Annotated in this window: 11 protein-coding genes; 9 read left to right on the top strand and 2 right to left on the bottom strand. The window is 44.3% G+C overall.

The features are described 5' to 3' along the window. Positions 1–97: 97 nt before the first annotated feature. Positions 98–1,624 (top strand): hypothetical protein, encoded by a 1,527-nt coding sequence (locus ACPUEN_RS07575; RefSeq protein WP_425639488.1) that lies wholly within the window; start codon positions 98–100, stop codon positions 1,622–1,624. Further along, a complete protein-coding gene (locus ACPUEN_RS07570) occupies positions 1,612–3,189 on the top strand; it encodes a hypothetical protein (RefSeq protein WP_425639487.1) in 1,578 nt (525 codons plus the stop codon). Before ACPUEN_RS07575 ends, ACPUEN_RS07570 begins: the two co-directional genes overlap by 13 nt. 357 nt (positions 3,190–3,546) lie before the next feature. On the opposite strand, the gene ACPUEN_RS07565 is transcribed toward ACPUEN_RS07570, so the two are convergent. Further along, positions 3,547–3,915 carry a four helix bundle protein gene (locus ACPUEN_RS07565; RefSeq protein WP_425639486.1) on the bottom strand — a complete coding sequence of 123 codons (369 nt, stop codon included), beginning with the start codon at positions 3,913–3,915 and terminating at the stop codon, positions 3,547–3,549. 255 nt (positions 3,916–4,170) lie between these two features. Between ACPUEN_RS07565 and ACPUEN_RS07560 the strand changes: the two genes are divergently transcribed. From ACPUEN_RS07560 to rffA, 6 genes are all read left to right on the top strand, one after another. Further along, positions 4,171–4,677 (top strand): ArsR family transcriptional regulator, encoded by a 507-nt coding sequence (locus ACPUEN_RS07560; protein ID WP_425639485.1) that lies wholly within the window; start codon positions 4,171–4,173, stop codon positions 4,675–4,677. Between the two features lie 168 nt (positions 4,678–4,845). Next, positions 4,846–5,673, top strand: coding sequence for an ABC transporter permease (locus ACPUEN_RS07555; RefSeq protein ID WP_425639484.1), 828 nt, complete (start codon positions 4,846–4,848; stop codon positions 5,671–5,673). A gap of 533 nt (positions 5,674–6,206) precedes the next feature. Further along, complete coding sequence (locus tag ACPUEN_RS07550) at positions 6,207–6,776, top strand: GNAT family N-acetyltransferase (protein ID WP_425639483.1); 570 nt, start codon at positions 6,207–6,209, stop codon at positions 6,774–6,776. A 249-nt stretch (positions 6,777–7,025) separates the two neighbouring features. After that, positions 7,026–7,949, top strand: coding sequence for a glycosyltransferase family 2 protein (locus ACPUEN_RS07545; RefSeq protein ID WP_425639482.1), 924 nt, complete (start codon positions 7,026–7,028; stop codon positions 7,947–7,949). A 227-nt stretch (positions 7,950–8,176) separates the two neighbouring features. Continuing rightward, a complete protein-coding gene (locus ACPUEN_RS07540) occupies positions 8,177–8,668 on the top strand; it encodes a hypothetical protein (protein ID WP_425639481.1) in 492 nt (163 codons plus the stop codon). Positions 8,669–8,953: 285 nt separating this feature from the next. After that, positions 8,954–10,147 (top strand): dTDP-4-amino-4,6-dideoxygalactose transaminase, encoded by a 1,194-nt coding sequence (rffA, locus tag ACPUEN_RS07535; RefSeq protein ID WP_425640163.1) that lies wholly within the window; start codon positions 8,954–8,956, stop codon positions 10,145–10,147. Between the two features lie 8,265 nt (positions 10,148–18,412). Here rffA and ACPUEN_RS07530 read toward each other — a convergent pair. Beyond that, positions 18,413–20,074, bottom strand: coding sequence for an FAD-dependent oxidoreductase (locus tag ACPUEN_RS07530; RefSeq protein WP_425639480.1), 1,662 nt, complete (start codon positions 20,072–20,074; stop codon positions 18,413–18,415). An 863-nt stretch (positions 20,075–20,937) separates the two neighbouring features. Between ACPUEN_RS07530 and ACPUEN_RS07525 the strand changes: the two genes are divergently transcribed. Then, the gene (locus tag ACPUEN_RS07525) at positions 20,938–22,035 is read left to right on the top strand and encodes a DegT/DnrJ/EryC1/StrS family aminotransferase (RefSeq protein WP_425639479.1); all 1,098 of its coding nucleotides are present in this window, start codon (positions 20,938–20,940) and stop codon (positions 22,033–22,035) included. Positions 22,036–22,056 lie beyond the last annotated feature (21 nt).

Raw genomic sequence — 22,056 nt, 5'->3', positions numbered from 1 at the left:
TAAATTCTCAAAACCCAACAACCAACAACCAACAACCAACAACCAACAACCAACAACCAACAACCAACAACCAACAACTAACAAACCACCACCCCCCTTGTCCAAAACCCTAACAAGCCTCACATCTCTATCCCTTTTATTGATCCTGTTAGGAATCAACCGTGGCTTCGATTTCTCAGATGAAGGGCTTTATGCCTTGCTAGCAGTACCGAATCAGGAGAATTTAGCAGGTGTGTTCAACTACGACCTTTTATTCAAACTTTTCTATAAGTTCACCGGAATTGAGTTTGGATTGATTGGGCTTAGACTGCTTCGTTTATTTCTCTATTTTCTTGCAGCAGGTGCTTTGACCTTCTTTTGGGGAAATCTTACAGGCACAAAAAAGTTTTCTGTTAATCATTTCCTAATCGTCGCCTTAGGGCTTTTTGCAGGCTATGGATTTTTACCACAAACCCTATCCTATAATTCACTGGCTGTGGTGTTTACCTGTTTCTGGTTAGCAGTAATCTCTACTCAGAAAAATAATGTTCTTCAATACCTCTTCCTTGGATTCATGCTAGCCTGCCTGGCGTATATTAAAATTACTGCCTGTCTTGGGTTGGGCTTACTAACCCTGCTTCGGATGGGGTATTCAAAAGAGATAAAGGTGAAATACCTTCTGGGTTTAATCATTCCTTACATCATGATTGAACTTTTGATGTATATGGCCATAGGTGATTTTGCGTTTTCCAGAATGTTAGATGCCAAGGAATTAATCGGCAGCCGTAGCTCCTATGCGATTTTATCACTCGCAAAGTATGAGCTGGTAGGAGGGTTTTGGCTTGCCTTAGCTGCAATTCCTTTTTTAATAGCTGGATTTCTTAGACATTCTTTCTCAAAGTTGAAGTATATATTGCTGCTTATTGGAGTATTTGCTCTAAGCTACCTTACCTATATTACTGCCATCACAGAGGAGTGGAACCATGTTGTATTACTAGTTACAGTAGCTTTATTTGCTTACGTTGCGCCAAGATTTCGATTCACAACAATTTCCCGAAATCAGCGATTCCTTTTCCTGACCCTATTGATTTTACCCTTTGTGCTCCATTTCGGAAGTAATGTTTATTGGCTACGATTGGGAATTCACTTTTGGGTGTTTTGGATTTTGGCTATTCTATTTGTTTTCGATAAAATACAGTTGAAGGGTAAGAAGGTGATAAATGCTGGAGTAGGGGCTCTGAGCTTTCTCTTGGTCCTAAATGGCATTTGGATACATCCATTCGAGCAGGAACCCTTATGGAATGCAACAGAGGAGTGGAACTATGGAAATGGAAATAACATATTGCTCTCAGAAAAACAGATTGATTTATTAAATTCTATTAGGCCATATGCAGAAGATAAAAATCAGGTATTGGCCGTTTATAGAATTCCCGGGATCCCTTACCTATTGGATAAAACCTCCCCCAAGTCTCCAGGCTTTTGGGATAGAAGCCAAATAGCGTATTACTTTCCACAGGATTTTCAGACTGATCTACTTATATATTACTCCTTGGATTCCTTACCTTCCTTTGTGCAAAATGGTTTTTCGACGGAATATGCCCAGCTCCCTGATGGCAATGAAATTCAGATTTTATGGAGAAAATAAAGTCTAACTCCTTCGTCTTAATTTGCTCCTTGATAGCTGCAGCAGCTATGATTACCATCTGGTTTCTTCCTTGGAGATTTCAGGTAAATGACGATGAAATCATGATGTGGCTCGTTTCCGGTGCCTACACAGGAACTCCTGAATCCTACGCCGTTTTTATTCACCCTATTCTCAGCTGGACTTTTTCCAAACTCTACACTTTCTTTCCTTCTGTGCCATGGTATCCATTGACTTGGTTTTTGGTGATTTGGTTAAGTTTTGTTGCCTTGACTTTGTCTTTAAATCAAAGCAAAATAAGATTAAATGAAAAAATTCTCCTTGTGCTATTCAGTCTTTGCCTCTTTCTACATTTTGCCTTATTTCTTCAATTCACTATTGTAGCGGGGATAGCAGGATTTTCTGGATTATTACTTCTTTTGTGTATAGGGGGAGTAAAAAAACTACCACTATTTTTTTTCTCTTTGATCCTCATAAGTACATCATTGCTCATTCGTTGGGAATCTTTTGTTCTGATTTTATTGAGCTTTGGACTTTATATACTGATTTTCAAATCGGTAAGGGAAATTCTTAATTCTTTAACCTGGTACCTACTCCCGGTTTTAATATTGGTAGCAATACTTACTTCAAAAATTCTTTGGGAAAAACAATCAGAATATTCTGACTTTATTCAATATAACAAAGCAAGGGCAGCTGTTTCAGATCATCCTATTTCTTATCAGCTTAGTTTGGAAAGAGACCTTGAAATCAATTCAAAGTGGTTTTTTTTCTCACAATGGATGATGGAGGATGAACGCTATCCTATCACAGACTTGAAAGAAAGAAAGTCAGAATTGGATGTAGAGTTGTTTTCTTTTGACCAGGTTTGGAATTCTTTGTATAGGTTGTTCTTGGTAATGAAAACCGAGGCCTTCAAATCCATATTTTCTTTTATGCTTGTGGCATATCTGATTTTTGCATTTAATGCATCCAAAAAGATTTTGATTTTCCTAAGCCTATGGATGCTTTTCTTCTTAGTGTTCAATCATTTTTTTATTCTCAATGGAAGGGTCATAATTTTGTTTTTCTTACCCTTTTTGTTTCTGTCGGTTGTAGAACCGCATTTAAACGCTATGAGCAGTAAGTTTTCAATTATAGCATCCTTATTACTACTGCTTTTTTTTAGCTTTCATATACTCAACTTTTTCAGTGAGGCTAAAGCAAGGAAAATCATGCAGAAAGAATTTCTCAAACTCACTGCAATTATTCCTAAAGGTTCCTTGCTTGTTATAGAGGGCTACAAAGAAAATTTCCTTGGCATTGATTATACAAAAGAAAACCCTGTTCCATTTCTAAGTTTGGGCTGGATATCACAAAGTCCTTTTCAGCATAAGAAACTACAGCATTTTAATCTGGAGCAAATTTCTGACGCCGATGAGTACTATTTACTAGGTGTAGACCTAAATAAGGAATTCTATTTTTCTGATTACATGAGATTTCTGAAAGAGAATTATAAACTGGAAAGTAAAGTAGAAGAAGAGAATTTTATTCTTTTCCATTACCTAAAGGTCTATAATACATCCAAATAACAAGTCTTTTTAAATTAAGAGTGAATTCGAAATTCAATTCCCAAACTTGCATAATCCATTTGCCGCATTAAATTTGTTTAACTGAGTAAAAAAACTACTCAGTCAGCTAGTTTCCAAAAGTGGGAGTGAAGGAGCGAAGCCGTCCACCGAAGGCGGAATTGAAATTTAAGACTCCATTACAAGAAAAATTATCTGATTCTTAGCCAGTAGATCAAAATGGCCGAGCGAAGTCGCGGTAAAGCTTAATGGAATTTGGCTACTGCCAAGATATACTTAGCGAACCAACAACCAATACCCAATAACCAACACCTAACAACCAACAACCAACAACCAACAACCAACACCCAACAACCCCTTTCAACTTCTCCAGTTTGCTCTTACATATTCTGAGAATGAATGGATTTTACCCCCTAAAAGATTATAATCTCTAAGTAACTCATCACACTCCATTGATAGATGTGGATATAATGCCTGAATCTTCTCAAGATGGTTTAATGTTTCCAAGCCACTTGCCTCAGCATAGATAAGAAATTTGATGAAATCATTTTTATAAGACCTTCTACCATATCCCTCTACTATATTGCTGATTACTGAATCAGATGATCGCCTCAGTTGACTTCCCAATTCATATAGCTCAAACTTTGGAAGCCTTAGTGAAAAAGGATGCGTCTTTAAAAATAAACTAAAGCTGATTTTGTAAATATCTAGGTCTCTATAGCTACTCATGGCGGTGGTGTTTAAAGTCGAAAGAAATAGTTAAAAATACTGGCTATCAAATTAATGACTTGTCAACCAACAACCAACACCCAACAACTAATAACCAACACCCAACAACCAACACCCAACAACTAACAACCAACACCCAACAACCAACAACTAACAACCAACACCCAACAACCAACAACTAACAACTAACAACCAACAACCAACAACTAACACCCAACAACCAACAACTAACAACTAACACCCAACAACTAAAATTTGCTCGAATCCCTCGTCACCTCCAAAACCCGAATTAAACTTCTCCTCAAGTTCTTTTCCCATGCCAATTCAGGATACCTGCGCTCTCTGGCCAAGGAGTTTGACGAGTCTACCAATTCCGTAAGGGTGGAGCTCAACCGACTCACTGAAGCTGGTTTGCTAGTCTCTGAAGACGAGGGCAAAACCAAAATGTACAAGGCAAATACCCAGCATCCCTTCTTCGGCGAAATCAAAGGAATGGTTTCCAAATTCCTCGGTCTGGATGACCTGATGGAACGTATAGTCAAAAGAATGGGTATGGTAGAGAAGGCCTATATCGTGGGAGACTATGCGAAAGGCATAGATTCAGGAACTATTCAAATGATCCTCATTGGCATTGATCTGGACAAAAATTACCTGGAATTCATCAAAGAAAAAACCTACGAAAAAGTACAACGCAAAGTGGAAGTTTCCATCCTCGAAACCGACCCCGGTGATATTCAAGGAATTCTGGTATATGGAAAGTAAGTACTCAATCAACCACTAACAACTAACAACCAACAACTAACAACCAACAACCAACAACCCACAACAAACAACCAACAACCCACAACTAACAACCCACAACCACCAACCAACAACTAACAACTAACAACCAACAACTAACAACTAACAACTAACAACCAACAACCCACAGTGCCCTCCAAAGACAACATCAAAATCATCCAACCCACCTCAGGCTGGCAACTTATAGACTTCAAAGAACTCTGGCGATATAAGGATCTCTTGTATTTTCTTACACTCAGAGGTATCAAAGCCCGATATGCCCAATCGGTACTAGGAGTGGCTTGGGCGATCATCCAACCCCTGTTTACGACTGTAGTATTCACAGTTGTTTTTGGAAACCTGGCAAATGTCGATTCAGATGGGATTCCATATGCCTTGTTTTCGTACCTCGCCCTATGGCCTTGGAATTACTTTTCTGGCACCCTTACTGAGTCTGCTAATTCCCTGATTCAAAATGCCAATATGATCACCAAGGTATATTTTCCTAGAATGGTACTCCCTCTGAGTTCTATTCTTTCCAAACTGCTGGATTTTATAATTGCGTTTGTGGTGGTCGTGGGCATGATGATCTATTTTCAAATTACTCCTGGCTGGGGATTATTAGTACTGCCACTGTTGATTATCCAACTCCTGATGTGTAGTCTAGGAATGGGGATGATGCTATCTGCCATGGCAGTGAAATACAGAGATGTAAAGCATGCCCTGACCTTCGTGGTGCAGCTTCTGCTCTATGCAGCTCCGGTGGTTTATAGTACTACGGCTGTACCTGAGCAATACCAGCAATTCTATATCCTTAACCCAATGGTAGGTGTGATCGAAGGATTCCGTGCAGCCTTTCTTAACCGTCCCATGCCCTGGGAATGGATCTGGCCAGGAACCCTGGTAGCTATCTTCCTCTTCATCTTCGGCATGATGTACTTTCGGAGGATGGAGCGGATATTTGCTGACGTAGCCTAAGGCCAATCATCCGTAGATCCCGATCATATATAATTTGAAATGCAATCGGGACGCCGAATGGAACGGATCTTTGCAGATGTTGCTTAATTAGTTGTTAGTTGTATGTTGTTAGTTACCCCAGATCAACCAACAACCAACAACCACCAACCCACAACCAACAACCACCAACCACCAACCAACAACCCACAACCAATAACCAACAACCAACAACCCACAACCACCAACCACCAACCAACAACCCACAACCAATAACTAACAACCCACAACCAATAACCAATAACCAGCAACCCACAACCCACAACCCACAACCAATAACTAACAACCCACAACCAATAACTAACAACCAATAACTAACAACCAACAACCCACAACCCACAACCAATAACTAACAACCAATAACTAACAACCCACAACCCACAACCAACAACCAACAACTAACAACCCTGACCTCCCCACTCCCCTTCGACTCCTCCCTCTTCAACTACCCAGTAGGTAAGGCCACCATCACCAAGGACTGGAACGAGCAGGAGTTTTTGGAAGCAACTAAGGACTATCAACTTATCTACCTTTTTACCAAATCAGCTTTAGAAATTTCCTCTCCAGCTATTCAAATGGTGGATACCAAAATCACCTTCCAAAAGACCTTAACTTCAATTGAGAAGAGTGAAGAAATCCAGAACTATGAGAATCCTACTTTGGAGGATGAACTACTAGACTTAGCATATTTGAGTGGGGAGTATTCACGCTTTAGAATTGATCCAAGACTCAGGCAGGAAGAATTTCAAAAACTATATAAACTCTGGATACAAAAAGCTTGGGAAGCCAAGCAACTACTTATAGCTCCGAATAGAGCAGGAATGGTCACTTACACCCATGAAAAGGATCAAGGAGCTATTGGTTTGATAGCAGTTTCTGAAGATCATCAAGGCCAAGGCTTGGGGAAAAAGCTGGTCAAAGCTGCCGAATATAAATGCTATCAGGAAGGGGCAAAAGAAATGCTTATCCCAACCCAAGAATCCAACACCCCCGCCTGCAAACTTTACGAATCCTTAGGCTATACACCTGCAGAATTAGCTTATGTATATCATTGGTGGAAAAGTTGAGGACTCAGTCTCAGTAGACAGACCACATACCACATACCACAAACAACAGTCAACCAATAACTCCCGATAGCTATCGGGACAACCCACAACCAGTTGTTAGTTGTGCGTTGTTAGTTAGCTCAGATCAACTAACATCCAACACCCAACAACTACCAACCAACACCCAACAACTCCCGATAGCTATCGGGACAACTACCAACCACCAACCACCAACCACCAACCACCAACCACCAACCAACAACCAAAAAATTGCATCTCTCCATCATCTCCCCAGTCTACCGCGCAGAAAACACCCTTGACGAACTCGTTTCAAGGATCAAAGCTTGCGTTCCGGTGGAGGAATTTGAAATCATTCTAGTGGACGACTACAGCCCGGATAACTCCTGGAATAAAATCGAAGAACTAGCTACAGTCCACCCTGAAATCAGAGGTATCAAACTCTCAAGGAATTTCGGACAGCACTACGCCATCACAGCCGGATTGGATGCTGCAAAAGGGGACTGGATAGTAGTGATGGACTGCGACTTACAGGATAGACCCGAAGAAATCCCAAACCTCTACCAAAAAGCTCAAGAAGGCTTTGATGTAGTCTTAGCCAAAAGAGAAAATAGAAAAGATGGCTTTTTCAAGAAACTCTCCTCAAAAATCTTCTACAGAACCCTAGCCTGGCTCACTGGATCCAAGCAGGATGAGAGCATAGCCAATTTTGGTATCTATCACCGCAAAGTCATCAAGGAAGTCATAGGCATGAGAGAGTCTATTCGCTATTTCCCAACCATGGTCAAATGGGTAGGTTTTAAGCAAACAACCATTCCAGTGATACATGCTGAAAATGGAGATAGGCAAAGTACCTACGGATTCAGGAAGTTGTTCAACCTTGCGCTGGATATCATGCTGGCTTACTCTGACAAACCTATTCGACTCACCGTCAAACTTGGCCTCCTGGTAGCCTTATGCGGATTCCTTTTCGCCTTATATACGCTGTATAGATACCTGGATGGCGAGATTATCGTGGCAGGTTACGCCAGTTTAATTATTTCCATCTGGATGCTCACCGGATTTCTGCTCATCACTTTGGGCATGGTCGGCCTTTACATCGGTAAAACCTTCGAAGGAGTAAAGAACCGCCCGATTTATATTGTGGAGAAAAGAACCTCAAGACATAAGACATAAGACACAAGAGATAAGACACAAGAATCAAGACTTGTTCGCCGCAACGCATCACCATCCATTTTTAATTCTATTTATTTTACATTTTAAATTAATATTTCCCAACCAACAACCACCAACCACCAACTCCCGCTATCGTGGCAACCCACACCTCCCGAGCTATCGGGGCAACCGATAACCCACAACCAACAACAAAACTGTACATCATGATATACAATAATTATATATAGTTGTATATCATAATAAACAATAATTCAATCTTTCTAAGTATCATTTCAGACTCAGTTCCATTTATTCCCAACGTATCTAAGCTGAGTCAGAAAATAGGTATCAATCGTACCACACTGCTTACCTATCTGAACTACCTGCATGAAAGCAAGTTGACCACTAATTTATATTCATCCAGCACAGGGATTTCTCTTTTGCAAAAGCCCGAAAAACTCTACTTGGAAAATACAAATTTAGCTTACGCGCTAGGTAGCAACGTCGATATAGGCAACCTTAGGGAAACATTCTTTTTGAATCAACTGACACATAGCCATTCACTTACTCTGCCAGCAGACTCAGATTTTAGAATAGATCAAACCTGGTCAGTGGAAGTAGGAGGGAAAAACAAAAATTTGCCCGATATAAGTTTAACTGATCATTATATCGCTGCAGATGGTATTGAAATAGGTCTTGGTAAAAAAATCCCCCTCTGGCTGTTTGGGTATCTATATTAAATCATCTAGAACAGAAAGCTAAGAACCAAGATCCAAGAACCAAGATCCAAGAATCAAGAACCAAGAACCAAGAATCAAGACCTGATAACCAACAACCAACAACCAACACCCAACACCCAACAACTAACAACCAACAACCAACAACCAGCAACCAACAACTCCCGATCCCTATCGGGGCAACCAACAACCAACACCCAACACCCAACACCCAACACCCAACAACCAACAACCAACACCCAACAACTAACAACCAACACCCAACAACCAACAACCCACAACCAACAACTGAAAACTCCCTTCAACAAACCCTATCAAACCGGTAAGGAACTCACATACATCCAGGACGCGATCAATCGGGGGAAAATCTCAGGAAACGGCTACTATACCCAAAAGTGCCAGTCATACTTTGAGCAGAACTTTGGAATACAAAAATGTCTACTCACAAATTCCTGTACTGATGCGCTGGAGATGGCAGCCTTGCTTTGTGACATCAAGCCAGGCGATGAAGTCATCATGCCCAGCTTTACCTTTGTCTCCACAGCCAATGCCTTTGTACTGCGGGGAGCAAAGATCGTCTTTGTAGATAGTAGAGCAGATCATCCCAATATGGATGAAACTCTCATCGAGGAGCTGATTACTGCCAATACCAAAGCAATAGTAGTAGTGCACTATGGAGGTGTCCCTTGTGAGATGGACATGATTATGCACATTGCAACAAAGCATAATCTTTGGGTTATTGAGGATGCTGCACAAGGAATAGATAGTCTTTATAAGGAGAAAGCCCTTGGAAGTATTGGCGATCTATCCTGCTTTAGTTTTCATGAGACCAAAAACATCCAATCTGGAGAAGGTGGACTCATAGGCATAAATAACCCTGATTTAATCAGTAGAGCAGAGATCCTATGGGAAAAAGGAACGGATCGAGCTGCATTTTTTCGAAGGGAAGTAGATAAATACGGCTGGGTAGATATAGGAAGTTCCTTCCTTCCATCGGAAGTTACTGCTGCCTTTCTGTGGTCTCAATTGGAAGAACTAAAATCCATTCAAAGCCGAAGAATGTCTATTTGGTACTCATATTCTCAACTTTTCTCAGAGGGTAGCACAAACCTTAAAGTATTCTCTGAATCCTATCAAAAATTACTTGTTAAAGCAGCTGAAGGGCTTGATGTTACTTGGCAGGGAATGGGAAATAAAGGGAATGCCCATATCTTCTATCTGCTTTTCAAAAATGAGTCTGAAAGATCTACATTTTCCGAAACTCTAAGGAATGCAGGTGTGCTTTCTGTTTTCCATTACCAAAGTCTACATAAATCAGAATTCGCTAAAAAGCACTTCCCTGATCAATTCGAAAGAGAATTACCCAATTCAGATCGCTACTCCGATTGCTTATTGAGATTACCCCTATTCTATGAATTACCGGAACTCAGTAAGGCAGAAGACAGTGATCAGAAGACAGTCTCAGTAGGCAAGGATCAGTAGGCAGTGATCAGTAGGCAATGATCAGTAGGCAGTAAGAAAACAACCTTCAACCCGGCATCGGGCATCGAACACTCCCCAACCAACAACCCCATTTTTAAATTCCCTTCATTTTAAATTTTAAATTCTGACCACCAATCTCCATTCTCCCCTTTAGGGTCTGGGGCACAACCCACAACCAACACCCAACAACTAACAACTAAAAAAAATGGTCAAAGGGGGCAGGGGGATTTGTCACAAGCCAACCGCCAACTCCAGTCACACTGAGCGAAGTCGAAGTGTCAGTCCGACATGGACAACTGCTATCCAACACCCACAACCAACAACCAACAACCAACAACTAACAACCCCCAACCAACAACTAACAACCCCCAACAACCCCCAACAACCAACAACTAACAACTAACAATTCATCTCCGATTGATGCTCGTGGGCCAGCGCTGGGGCACGAATATATCCTTAAAACCTACCCATAGGTCGTCCCAATTGGACTTTTAGTGCTTGAATCTAGATCAAAGGGCAATACTCAATTAGCACATTGGCTAGTTTTTAGGGCGGGGAGGAGGTCAAAATAGCGGGCCAGCGTCCTGCCTGGCGCGGGGAAGCATTATTTTGACAAAGGTTTTTGTTTCTTTTTGCCTTCAAAAAGAAAGAGGAAAAATGCCGTTCCATCTGGTTCAATTCTCCGTTGTCCTGCTTCTCCAGAAGCCGGACAGATCCGTTATTACGCTTCCATCTTGCTGGCATTGCGCTCCCGTCTCCACAAAACGATGGTGCGCCAGCGCTGATTAAATACTGATGTTTTTTTGCCCAGGGTTGCGTCGTTCCTCCTTACCCTAGGCTACCCATCTTGCCTACCTACGGCAGGCTTTACCACTCCATCTGATCCAAGTCTTAGGACATGGGCCCTTCATCATGCAGTCTACTCAGAGTTTCCAGATATACCTTTATTTCTTATCGCAAATGCTTGTGTGAAAGGCGGGGAGGAGGTCAAAATAGCGGGCCAGCGTCCGGCCTGGCGCGGGGAAGCATTATTTTGACAAAGGTTTTTGTTTCTTTTTGCCTTCAAAAAGAAAGAGGAAAAATGCCGTTCCATCTGGTTCAATTCTCTCGACTTCCGTTGTCCTGCTTCTCCAGAAGCCGGACAGATCCGTTATTACGTTTCCATTTTGCTGGCACCGCGCCTCCGTCTCCGATTGATGATCCTAGGCCAGCGCTGGTTACCGAATATATCCTTAAAACCTAGGGTTGAAACCCTAGGCTATTACATTGCATGCCTTCAGCATGCTTCCTACTTCCGATAAAAAAATCTTTTAACACAAAACTCTCATCTCCCCTTTAGGGGTCGGGGGTCACCGCCGCCGTTGGTGTCTTAAAGCATGGCTTATTTTACCACCCCATCTGATCCAAGTCTGAGGACCTCGAACCTACATCGTGCAGTCTCCTGACAACTTCCAAATACATCTTTATTTTTTATCCCAAATGCTTGTGTGAAAGGCGGGGAGGAGGTCAAAATAGCGGGCCAGCGTCCGGCCTGGCGCGGGGAAGCATTATTTTGACAAAGGTTTTTGTTTCTTTTTGCCTTCAAAAAGAAAGAGGAAAAATGCCGTTCCATCTGGTTCAATTCTCCGTTGTCCTGCTTCTCCAGAAGCCGGACAGATCCGACATTACCTATCTGGTCTAAGTCTCCTGACTTAGACCTAGGATAATGCAGTCTCCTGACTGCCTCCAACTTCCTCATTCATCATTCGATATTCATCATCCGGACTTCTCGATAGCAAACCGCCAACCTCCTGCCAACAACCACCTATCCGTTTCCATCTTTTGCCTGCCCGCCTTGGCGGGGCACCAGCATTTGGTTTACAAAAAAAAGTCGCGGGCCAGCGCTGATGAACAATTACATCCTTAAAACCTAGGGTTGACCCCGATAGCTATCGGGGCCGGCGCTACCCAAAGGTCGTCCCTGTGGGACTTTTAGTGCTTGAATCTAGATCAAAGGGCAATACTCAACTAGTACATTGGCTAGTTTTTAGGGCGGGGAGGAGGTCAAAATAGCGGGCCAGCGTCCGGCCTTGCGCGGGGAAGCATTATTTTGCCAAAGGTTTTTGTTTCTTTTTGCCTTCAAAAAGAAAGAGGAAAAATGCCGTTCTATCTGGTTCAATTCTCCGTTGTCCTGCTTTCCGTTGTCCTGCTTCTCCAGAAGCCGGACAGATCCGTTATTACGCTTCCATCTTGCTGGCACCGCGCCTCCGTCTCCGATTGATGTTCCTAGGCCAGCGCTGGTGACCGAATATATCCTTAAAACCTAGGGTTGAAACCCTAGGCTATTACATTGCATGCCTTCAGCATGCTTCCTACTTCCGATAAAAAAATCTTTTAACACAAAACTCTCATCTCCCCTTTAGGGGTCGGGGGTCACCGCCGCCGTTGGTGTCTTAAAGCATGGCTTATTTTACCACCCCATCTGATCCAAGTCTGAGGACCTCGAACCTACATCGTGCAGTCTCCTGACAACTTCCAAATACATCTTTATTTTTTATCCCAAATGCTTGTTTGAAAGGCGGGGAGGAGGTCAAAATAGCGGGCCAGCGTCCGGCCTTGCGCGGGGAAGCATTATTTTGACAAAGGTTTTTGTTTCTTTTTGCCTTCAAAAAGAAAGAGGAAAAATGCCGTTCCATCTGGTTCAATTCTCCGACATGGATCCACCCCAATGCAGTCCACTTGCAGACTCCAACCTTCCTTCAATCCACCAACTGACAACCAACTAACAACCAACAACCAACAACCCCCAACCGATATTCCGCTTTTTCGCGTTTCCATCTTGCTGGCATGAAGCTCCCGTCTCCACAAAACGATGGTGCGCCAGCGCTGATTAAATACGGATGTTTTTTTGCCTAGGGTTGCGTCGTTCCTCCTTACCCTAGGCTACCCATCTTGCCTACCTACGGCAGGCTTTACCACTCCATCTGATCCAAGTCTTAGGACATGGGCCCTTCATCATGCAGTCTACTCAGAGTTTCCAGATATACCTTTATTTCTTATCGCAAATGCTTGTGTGAAAGGCGGGGAGGAGGTCAAAATAGCGGGCCAGCGTCCGGCCTGGCGCGGGGAAGCATTATTTTGACAAAGGTTTTTGTTTCTTTTTGCCTTCAAAAAGAAAGAGGAAAAATGCCGTTCCATCTGGTTCAATTCTCCGTTGTCCTGCTTCTCCAGAAGCCGGACAGATCCGTTATTACGTTTCCATCTTGCTGGCACCGCGCCTCCGTCTCCGATTGATGATCCTAGGCCAGCGCTGGTGAACGAATATGTCCTTAAAACCCAGGGTTGCGTCGTGCCTCCTTACCCTGGGCTATTACATTGCATGCCTTCAGCATGCTTCCTACTTCCGATAAAAAAATCTTTTAACACATAACTCTCATCTCCCCTTTAGGGGTCGGGGGTCACCGCCGCCGTTTGTGTTTCACGAATGGCTCATTTTACCACCCTATCTCAGTCTCAGGACCTCGAACCTACATCGTGCAGTCTCCTGACAGCTTCCAAATACTTCTTTATTTCTTATCGCAAATGCTTGTGTGAAAGGCGGGGAGGAGGTCAAAATAGCGGGCCAGCGTCCTGCCTGGCGCGGGGAAGCATTATTTTGACAAAGGTTTTTGTTTCTTTTTGCCTTCAAAAAGAAAGGGGAAAATGCCGTTCCATCTGGTTCAATTCTCCGTTGTCCTGCTTCTCCAGAAGCCGGGCAGATCCGTTATTACGTTTCCATCTTGCTGGCACCGCGCCTCCGTCTCCGATTGATGATCCAAGGCCAGCGCTGGTGAACGAATATGTCCTTAAAACCCAGGGTTGCGTCGTGCCTCCTTACCCTGGGCTATTACATTGCATGCCTTCAGCATGATTCCTACTTCCGATAAAAAAATCTTTTAACACATAACTCTCATCTCCCCTTTAGGGGTCGGGGGTCACCGCCGCCGTTCGTGTTTCACGAATGGCTCATTTTACCAACCTATCTCAGTCTCAGGACCTCGAACCTACATCGTGCAGTCTCCTGACAGCTTCCAGATATACCTTTATTTCTTATCGCAAATGCTTGTGTGAAAGGCGGGGAGGAGGTCAAAATAGCGGGCCAGCGTCCGGCCTGGCGCGGGGAAGCATTATTTTGACAAAGGTTTTTGTTTCTTTTTGCCTTCAAAAAGAAAGAGGAAAAATGCCGTTCCATCTGGTTCAATTCTCTCGACTTCCGTTGTCCTGCTTCTCCAGAAGCCGGACAGATCCGTTATTACGTTTCCATTTTGCTGGCACCGCGCCTCCGTCTCCGATTGATGATCCTAGGCCAGCGCTGGTTACCGAATATATCCTTAAAACCTAGGGTTGAAACCCTAGGCTATTACATTGCATGCCTTCAGCATGCTTCCTACTTCCGATAAAAAAATCTTTTAACACAAAACTCTCATCTCCCCTTTAGGGGTCGGGGGTCACCGCCGCCGTTGGTGTCTTAAAGCATGGCTTATTTTACCACCCCATCTGATCCAAGTCTGAGGACCTCGAACCTACATCGTGCAGTCTCCTGACAACTTCCAAATACATCTTTATTTTTTATCCCAAATGCTTGTGTGAAAGGCGGGGAGGAGGTCAAAATAGCGGGCCAGCGTCCGGCCTGGCGCGGGGAAGCATTATTTTGACAAAGGTTTTTGTTTCTTTTTGCCTTCAAAAAGAAAGAGGAAAAATGCCGTTCCATCTGGTTCAATTCTCCGTTGTCCTGCTTCTCCGTTGTCCTGCTTCTCCAGAAGCCGGACAGATCCGTTATTACGTTTCCATCTTGCTGGCACCGCGCCTCCGTCTCCGATTGATGATCCTAGGCCAGCGCTGGTGAACGAATATGTCCTTAAAACCCAGGGTTGCGTCGTGCCTCCTTACCCTGGGCTATTACATTGCATGCCTTCAGCATGCTTCCTACTTCCGATAAAAAAATCTTTTAACACATAACTCTCATCTCCCCTTTAGGGGTCGGGGGTCACCGCCGCCGTTTGTGTTTCACGAATGGCTCATTTTACCACCCTATCTCAGTCTCAGGACCTCGAACCTACATCGTGCAGTCTCCTGACAGCTTCCAAATACTTCTTTATTTCTTATCGCAAATGCTTGTTTGAAAGGCGGGGAGGAGGTCAAAATAGCGGGCCAGCGTCCGGCCTGGCGCGGGGAAGCATTATTTTGACAAAGGTTTTTGTTTCTTTTTGCCTTCAAAAAGAAAGAGGAAAAATGCCGTTCCATCTGGTTCAATTCTCCGTTGTCCTGCTTCTCCGTTGTCCTGCTTCTCCAGAAGCCGGACAGATCCGTTATTACGTTTCCATCTTGCTGGCACCGCGCCTCCGTCTCCGATTGATGATCCTAGGCCAGCGCTGGTGAACGAATATGTCCTTAAAACCCAGGGTTGCGTCGTGCCTCCTTACCCTGGGCTATTACATTGCATGCCTTCAGCATGCTTCCTACTTCCGATAAAAAAATCTTTTAACACAAAACTCTCATCTCCCCTTTAGGGGTCGGGGGTCACCGCCGCCGTTCGTGTTTCACGAATGGCTCATTTTACCACCCTATCTCAGTCTCAGGACCTCGAACCTACATCGTGCAGTCTCCTGACAGCTTCCAGATTTACCTTTATTTCTTATCGCAAATGCTTGTTTGAAAGGCGGGGAGGAGGTCAAAATAGCGGGCCAGCGTCCGGCCTGGCGCGGGGAAGCATTATTTTGACAAAGGTTTTTGTTTCTTTTTGCCTTCAAAAAGAAAGAGGAAAAATGCCGTTCCATCTGGTTCAATTCTCCGTTGTCCTGCTTCTCCGTTGTCCTGCTTCTCCAGAAGCCGGACAGATCCGTTATTACGTTTCCATCTTGCTGGCACCGCGCCTCCGTCTCCGATTGATGATCCTAGGCCAGCGCTGGTGAACGAATATGTCCTTAAAACCCAGGGTTGCGTCGTGCCTCCTTACCCTGGGCTATTACATTGCATGCCTTCAGCATGCTTCCTACTTCCGATAAAAAAATCTTTTAACACATAACTCTCATCTCCCCTTTAGGGGTCGGGGGTCACCGCCGCCGTTTGTGTTTCACGAATGGCTCATTTTACCACCCTATCTCAGTCTCAGGACCTCGAACCTACATCGTGCAGTCTCCTGACAGCTTCCAAATACTTCTTTATTTCTTATCGCAAATGCTTGTTTGAAAGGCGGGGAGGAGGTCAAAATAGCGGGCCAGCGTCCGGCCTGGCGCGGGGAAGCATTATTTTGACAAAGGTTTTTGTTTCTTTTTGCCTTCAAAAAGAAAGAGGAAAAATGCCGTTCCATCTGGTTCAATTCTCCGTTGTCCTGCTTCTCCGTTGTCCTGCTTCTCCAGAAGCCGGACAGATCCGTTATTACGTTTCCATCTTGCTGGCACCGCGCCTCCGTCTCCGATTGATGATCCTAGGCCAGCGCTGGTGAACGAATATGTCCTTAAAACCCAGGGTTGCGTCGTGCCTCCTTACCCTGGGCTATTACATTGCATGCCTTCAGCATGCTTCCTACTTCCGATAAAAAAATCTTTTAACACATAACTCTCATCTCCCCTTTAGGGGTCGGGGGTCACCGCCGCCGTTTGTGTTTCACGAATGGCTCATTTTACCACCCTATCTCAGTCTCAGGACCTCGAACCTACATCGTGCAGTCTCCTGACAGCTTCCAAATACTTCTTTATTTCTTATCGCAAATGCTTGTGTGAAAGGCGGGGAGGAGGTCAAAATAGCGGGCCAGCGTCCTGCCTGGCGCGGGGAAGCATTATTTTGACAAAGGTTTTTGTTTCTTTTTGCCTTCAAAAAGAAAGGGGAAAATGCCGTTCCATCTGGTTCAATTCTCCGTTGTCCTGCTTCTCCAGAAGCCGGGCAGATCCGTTATTACGTTTCCATCTTGCTGGCACCGCGCCTCCGTCTCCGATTGATGATCCAAGGCCAGCGCTGGTGAACGAATATGTCCTTAAAACCCAGGGTTGCGTCGTGCCTCCTTACCCTGGGCTATTACATTGCATGCCTTCAGCATGATTCCTACTTCCGATAAAAAAATCTTTTAACACATAACTCTCATCTCCCCTTTAGGGGTCGGGGGTCACCGCCGCCGTTCGTGTTTCACGAATGGCTCATTTTACCACCCTATCTCAGTTTCAGGACCTCGAACCTACATCGTGCAGTCTCCTGACAGCTTCCAAATACTTCTTTATTTCTTATCGCAAATGCTTGTGTGAAAGGCGGGGAGGAGGTCAAAATAGCGGGCCAGCGTCCGGCCTTGCGCGGGGAAGCATTATTTTGACAAAGGTTTTTGTTTCTTTTTGCCTTCAAAAAGAAAGAGGAAAAATGCCGTTCCATCTGGTTCAATTCTCCGTTGTCCTGCTTCTCCAGAAGCCGGACAGATCCGTTATTACGTTTCCATCTTGCTGGCACCGCGCCTCCGTCTCCGATTGATGATCCTAGGCCAGCGCTGGTGAACGAATATGTCCTTAAAACCCAGGGTTGCGTCGTGCCTCCTTACCCTGGGCTATTACATTGCATGCCTTCAGCATGCTTCCTACTTCCGATAAAAAAATCTTTTAACACAAAACTCTCATCTCCCCTTTAGGGGTCGGGGGTCACCGCCGCCGTTCGTGTTTCACGAATGGCTCATTTTACCACCCTATCTCAGTCTCAGGACCTCGAACCTACATCGTGCAGTCTCCTGACAGCTTCCAGATTTACCTTTATTTCTTATCGCAAATGCTTGTTTGAAAGGCGGGGAGGAGGTCAAAATAGCGGGCCAGCGTCCGGCCTGGCGCGGGGAAGCATTATTTTGACAAAGGTTTTTGTTTCTTTTTGCCTTCAAAAAGAAAGAGGAAAAATGCCGTTCCATCTGGTTCAATTCTCCGTTGTCCTGCTTCTCCAGAAGCCGGACAGATCCGACATTACCTATCTGGTCTAAGTCTCCTGACTTAGACCTAGGATAATGCAGTCTCCTGACTGCCTCCAACTTCCTCATTCATCATTTAATATTCAACAATTGAACTTACCGATATCCGATATCCGACATCCTACATCGGTCATCTGACATCCAACACCTGCCTGCCTAGCCGAAGGCAGGTCCGCCGTGCCTGTGCGCCGAGGCGTAGCGGAACCCCAACCAACAACTAACAACCACCAACAACCAAAAACTAACAACCAAAAACCAACAACCAACAACTAACAACCAACAACTAACAACCAACAACTAACAACTAACAACCCTCACTCCAATCTCTGCTTAAACTCCAAAAGCCTAGCTTTTAATTTCGGATAAGAAAGATCCTGAACCGCTACAGCTTCATCTATCGCCAAGCAAGCAGCAATAGCTGCAGATTGCCCCAACACCATAAATACCGGTTCCATGCGGATCGAACCAAAAGCAATATGGCTCGCACTAACACAAACCGGAACTAAGAGATTTTCCGCTTCAAATTTTTTCGGAATTATAGACCGGTAACTAATGGGATAGGGACCCGAAACATGTGCCTCCACATTTCCCTCATTCTGAACAAACCCATTCGCATCTACATAGCGCTGAATATGATGTGAATCCATGCCATAAGCTGCCAAACCCACAGCGTCTTCCACCACCTCCAAACCTTCCGCATGATGCTGGGTCATGACCAAATCACTGATCATCCTTCTCGCTTCCCGTATATACAATTGGCCTTGCCAACCATCCTCCCGCTCAAATTCATCTTTGCTTGTTCCCCATCGGGAAACTTCCCTCCGGATCTTTTCCGGCATTCTGGGATGATATGCCAGTGTCCACATCAACCCCTGCTGATAAGTAAGGTGAGCAGCTACTATTTTCTCCCGCTCCTCATAGCTGGCTTCTGGGTAGTCGTAGTTTTGACCGATAAAATCCGTAGAAAAACCCAATCGGTTGTTGCTGTCCGTTTTTCTGTTGGGCATGGAGGAATTAATCCAGGGAACCTGAGTTTCTCCCATCTCATAATTACGGATCAGCAACTCATAGTTTAAGGAATCGTACCCCACAGGTTTGGCAAAAGGTATCCTGTTTTCAGGATGATCAGTCAGGCACATTCTAAAACAATAAGCCTGCACCTTATGGTCTCCAGCTCCATCTATGCCGGGACCGGCTTCAGAAATATAAGGAAGCAAACCACTTGCTGGATTCCCCTTTTCCCTATAAGGATCTACTCCAGGTACAAAATTATGGTTGATGGCATTTCGGGAAACCTTGTTTTGAAGGGTAGGACTGTAATAATTTGCCTGCACCCCATTCAGCGTTTCTTTATACTGCTTATTACCTTCCCTTCCCACGGTATAACTGACTCCTGCGCTAGCCATCAAATCGCCCTCATAGGTCGCATCTATAAACATCTTGCCCGCATAGATTTTTCCACTTTCCATGGTAATGGATTGAATTCTTCCACCGGATTTTTTCACTCCCTCGGCAGTCCTCAACAGCCTTTCTTGATAGACAATGCTGATAGTTTCCTTTTCCAGCATTTGCGTTATCACATGCAGGGCAGCAGAGGGTTCAAAGGTCCACATGGCATCTTCCCCCGCCGCAGTGGTCGTTTGCCCTCCATCTTTATATTCCTCTTTTTTTTGCCAAATCCAGTTTTCCGGCTGATTATAATACTCCTTGATCAACTGATAAAACTCCCTGCTTACACCTCCTATGGCCTGCTTATTGCCTATATCCGTCTGCCCCAAACCACCCGTTGTAAGCCCACCCAGCCTCGAACTGGGTTCGATCAAAAGCACGGATTTATCCATTCTGGATGCCTGAATGGCAGCAGCAACACCGGCTGAAGTCCCTCCATAGATCACCAAATCAAATTCTTGGGCGAATAGAGTAGTGGATGGGAATAGTACAATCAAAAAACAGATGATTAATCGGATCTTAGGCATAGTATGTACGGTTAGGGTCAAAATCGATTGAAAAAGATAAGTTATATATTGCTGATGGAGATGCGCTTCGCGAAATATAGTCGCTTTGCAGCTAAGATAGCCCTTCCTTCATCCCCAGAGATATGACTTTGGCGAGTGAGCGGATCCCCTTGGCATAAAAGCCCAAGAAACAGCAGAACATATATGCTACAGCTAAAATCACACATCTAAAACCCTGGATCAAAAATTTCACTTACCATTTCTTCCATACCCAATCCCCATTCCCAATTCTCAAACATTCTAAGCCCAAAATTTGCGAATCCAATTCAACCGAGTAAATTTATTACTCAGTCAACCCCCCAGCCCCTTCCCGATAGCTATCGCGGAGGGGAGCTATTTGCGTGGAAATGACAAGAACTCTAATCTTTGGGTGTGAGTGAAAGAGCGAAGCTGTGCCCGCCGAAGACAGTTTACAGTTGGCAGTAAATCAGTAATCGGTAAAATGGTAAGTCAGTAAATCGATAGAACAGTAAATTGGTAAATCGGTAGAACAGTAAATCGGTAGAACAGTAAATCGGTAGAACAGTAAATCGGTAGAACAGTAAATTGGTAAATCGGTAGAACATACAACCACCAACAACCAACCACCAACAACCAAGAACCAACAACCAACAACTAATAACTAATAACCAACAACTAACAACCAAGAACCAACAACCACCAACTAACAACCAACAACTAACAACCAACAACCAAGAACCAACAACTAATAACCAACAACCAACAACCAACAACTAACAACCAACAACCAACAACCAACAACCAACAACCAACAACCAACAACCAACAACCAACAACCAACAACCAACAACTAACAACCAACCTTGATCCCAGTCACAAAACCCTTCCTTCCCCCTAAAGCAGAGTACGACAAGTACCTTGAAGGCATTTGGGAGCGCAACTGGCTCACAAACAACGGCCCTCTGGTCAATGAACTGGAACTTAGATTAAAGGAATACCTGGATGTAAATCACCTGCTATTTGTCAGCAATGGCACCATTGCCTTGCAGATCGCTATCAAGGCACTCGAACTACAGGGAGAAATAATCACCACCCCGTTTTCCTATGTGGCAACTACCAGCAGCATAGTGTGGGAGGGATGCACACCGGTTTATGTGGATATTCTGCCGGATCAACTCACCATAGATCCTGCAAAGATCGAAGCGGCAATCACTCCGCTTACATCCGCCATTCTCGCCACCCATGTCTATGGCATTCCCTGTGATGTGGAGGCCATAGCCGAGATAGCAAAGAAGCACAAGCTCAAGGTAATCTACGATGGAGCTCATGCCTTCGGGGTAAAAGTAAAGGGCAAATCAATTTTCGACTATGGAGATATCAGCACCTGCAGCTTTCACGCAACCAAGGTTTTCCATACCATAGAAGGCGGTGGAGTCTTTACCAAAGATCCTGAACTCCTAAAGAAGATGGCTTACCTGAGAAACTTCGGCCATGATGGCTTTGAAAATTTCAACGGAGTAGGTATCAATGCGAAAAACTCTGAGTTTCATGCTGCCATGGGTTTGGTCAATATCCCATACCTACCACAGATTCTCGCTAAAAGAGAAGAACAGTGTCAACTATATCGGGAGCTACTTAGCGACCTGAATGTAAGCTTTCCGGATAACGGCAACATCGAAGCCTACAGTCATTCTTATTTCCCAATCTTATTTAAGAATGAGGACATATTACTCAGAACTATGAAGGTTCTTTCAGAACATGGCATAGGTGCCCGCAGGTATTTCTATCCAGGACTAAATACCCTCGATTACACCTCGGGATTTACTCCCCTCTCTGACCAGACTGCAGCAAGAGTGCTTTGCCTCCCGCTTTACCATACCCTCTCTGCCGAGGAACAAAGAATGATTTCCAGATTACTCCTCAGAGTTCAAAATAATCCACCTGTGAGCGTTAAAGGTTAAACTAGCCGAAGTATTAAGAGA

This window comes from Algoriphagus yeomjeoni (assembly GCF_049821175.1).
Lineage (GTDB): Bacteria > Bacteroidota > Bacteroidia > Cytophagales > Cyclobacteriaceae > Algoriphagus > Algoriphagus yeomjeoni_A.
The sequence above is the reverse complement of the archived record's forward strand: the minus strand, read 5'-3'. Positions and strand labels throughout refer to the sequence as shown.

Coding starts and splice junctions, on each gene's coding strand:
- ACPUEN_RS07530 (WP_425639480.1), bottom strand. CDS start 20,074: ATGCCTAAGATCCGATTAATCATCTGTTTTTTGATTGTACTATTCCCA.
- ACPUEN_RS07570 (WP_425639487.1), top strand. CDS start 1,612: ATGGAGAAAATAAAGTCTAACTCCTTCGTCTTAATTTGCTCCTTGATA.
- ACPUEN_RS07565 (WP_425639486.1), bottom strand. CDS start 3,915: ATGAGTAGCTATAGAGACCTAGATATTTACAAAATCAGCTTTAGTTTA.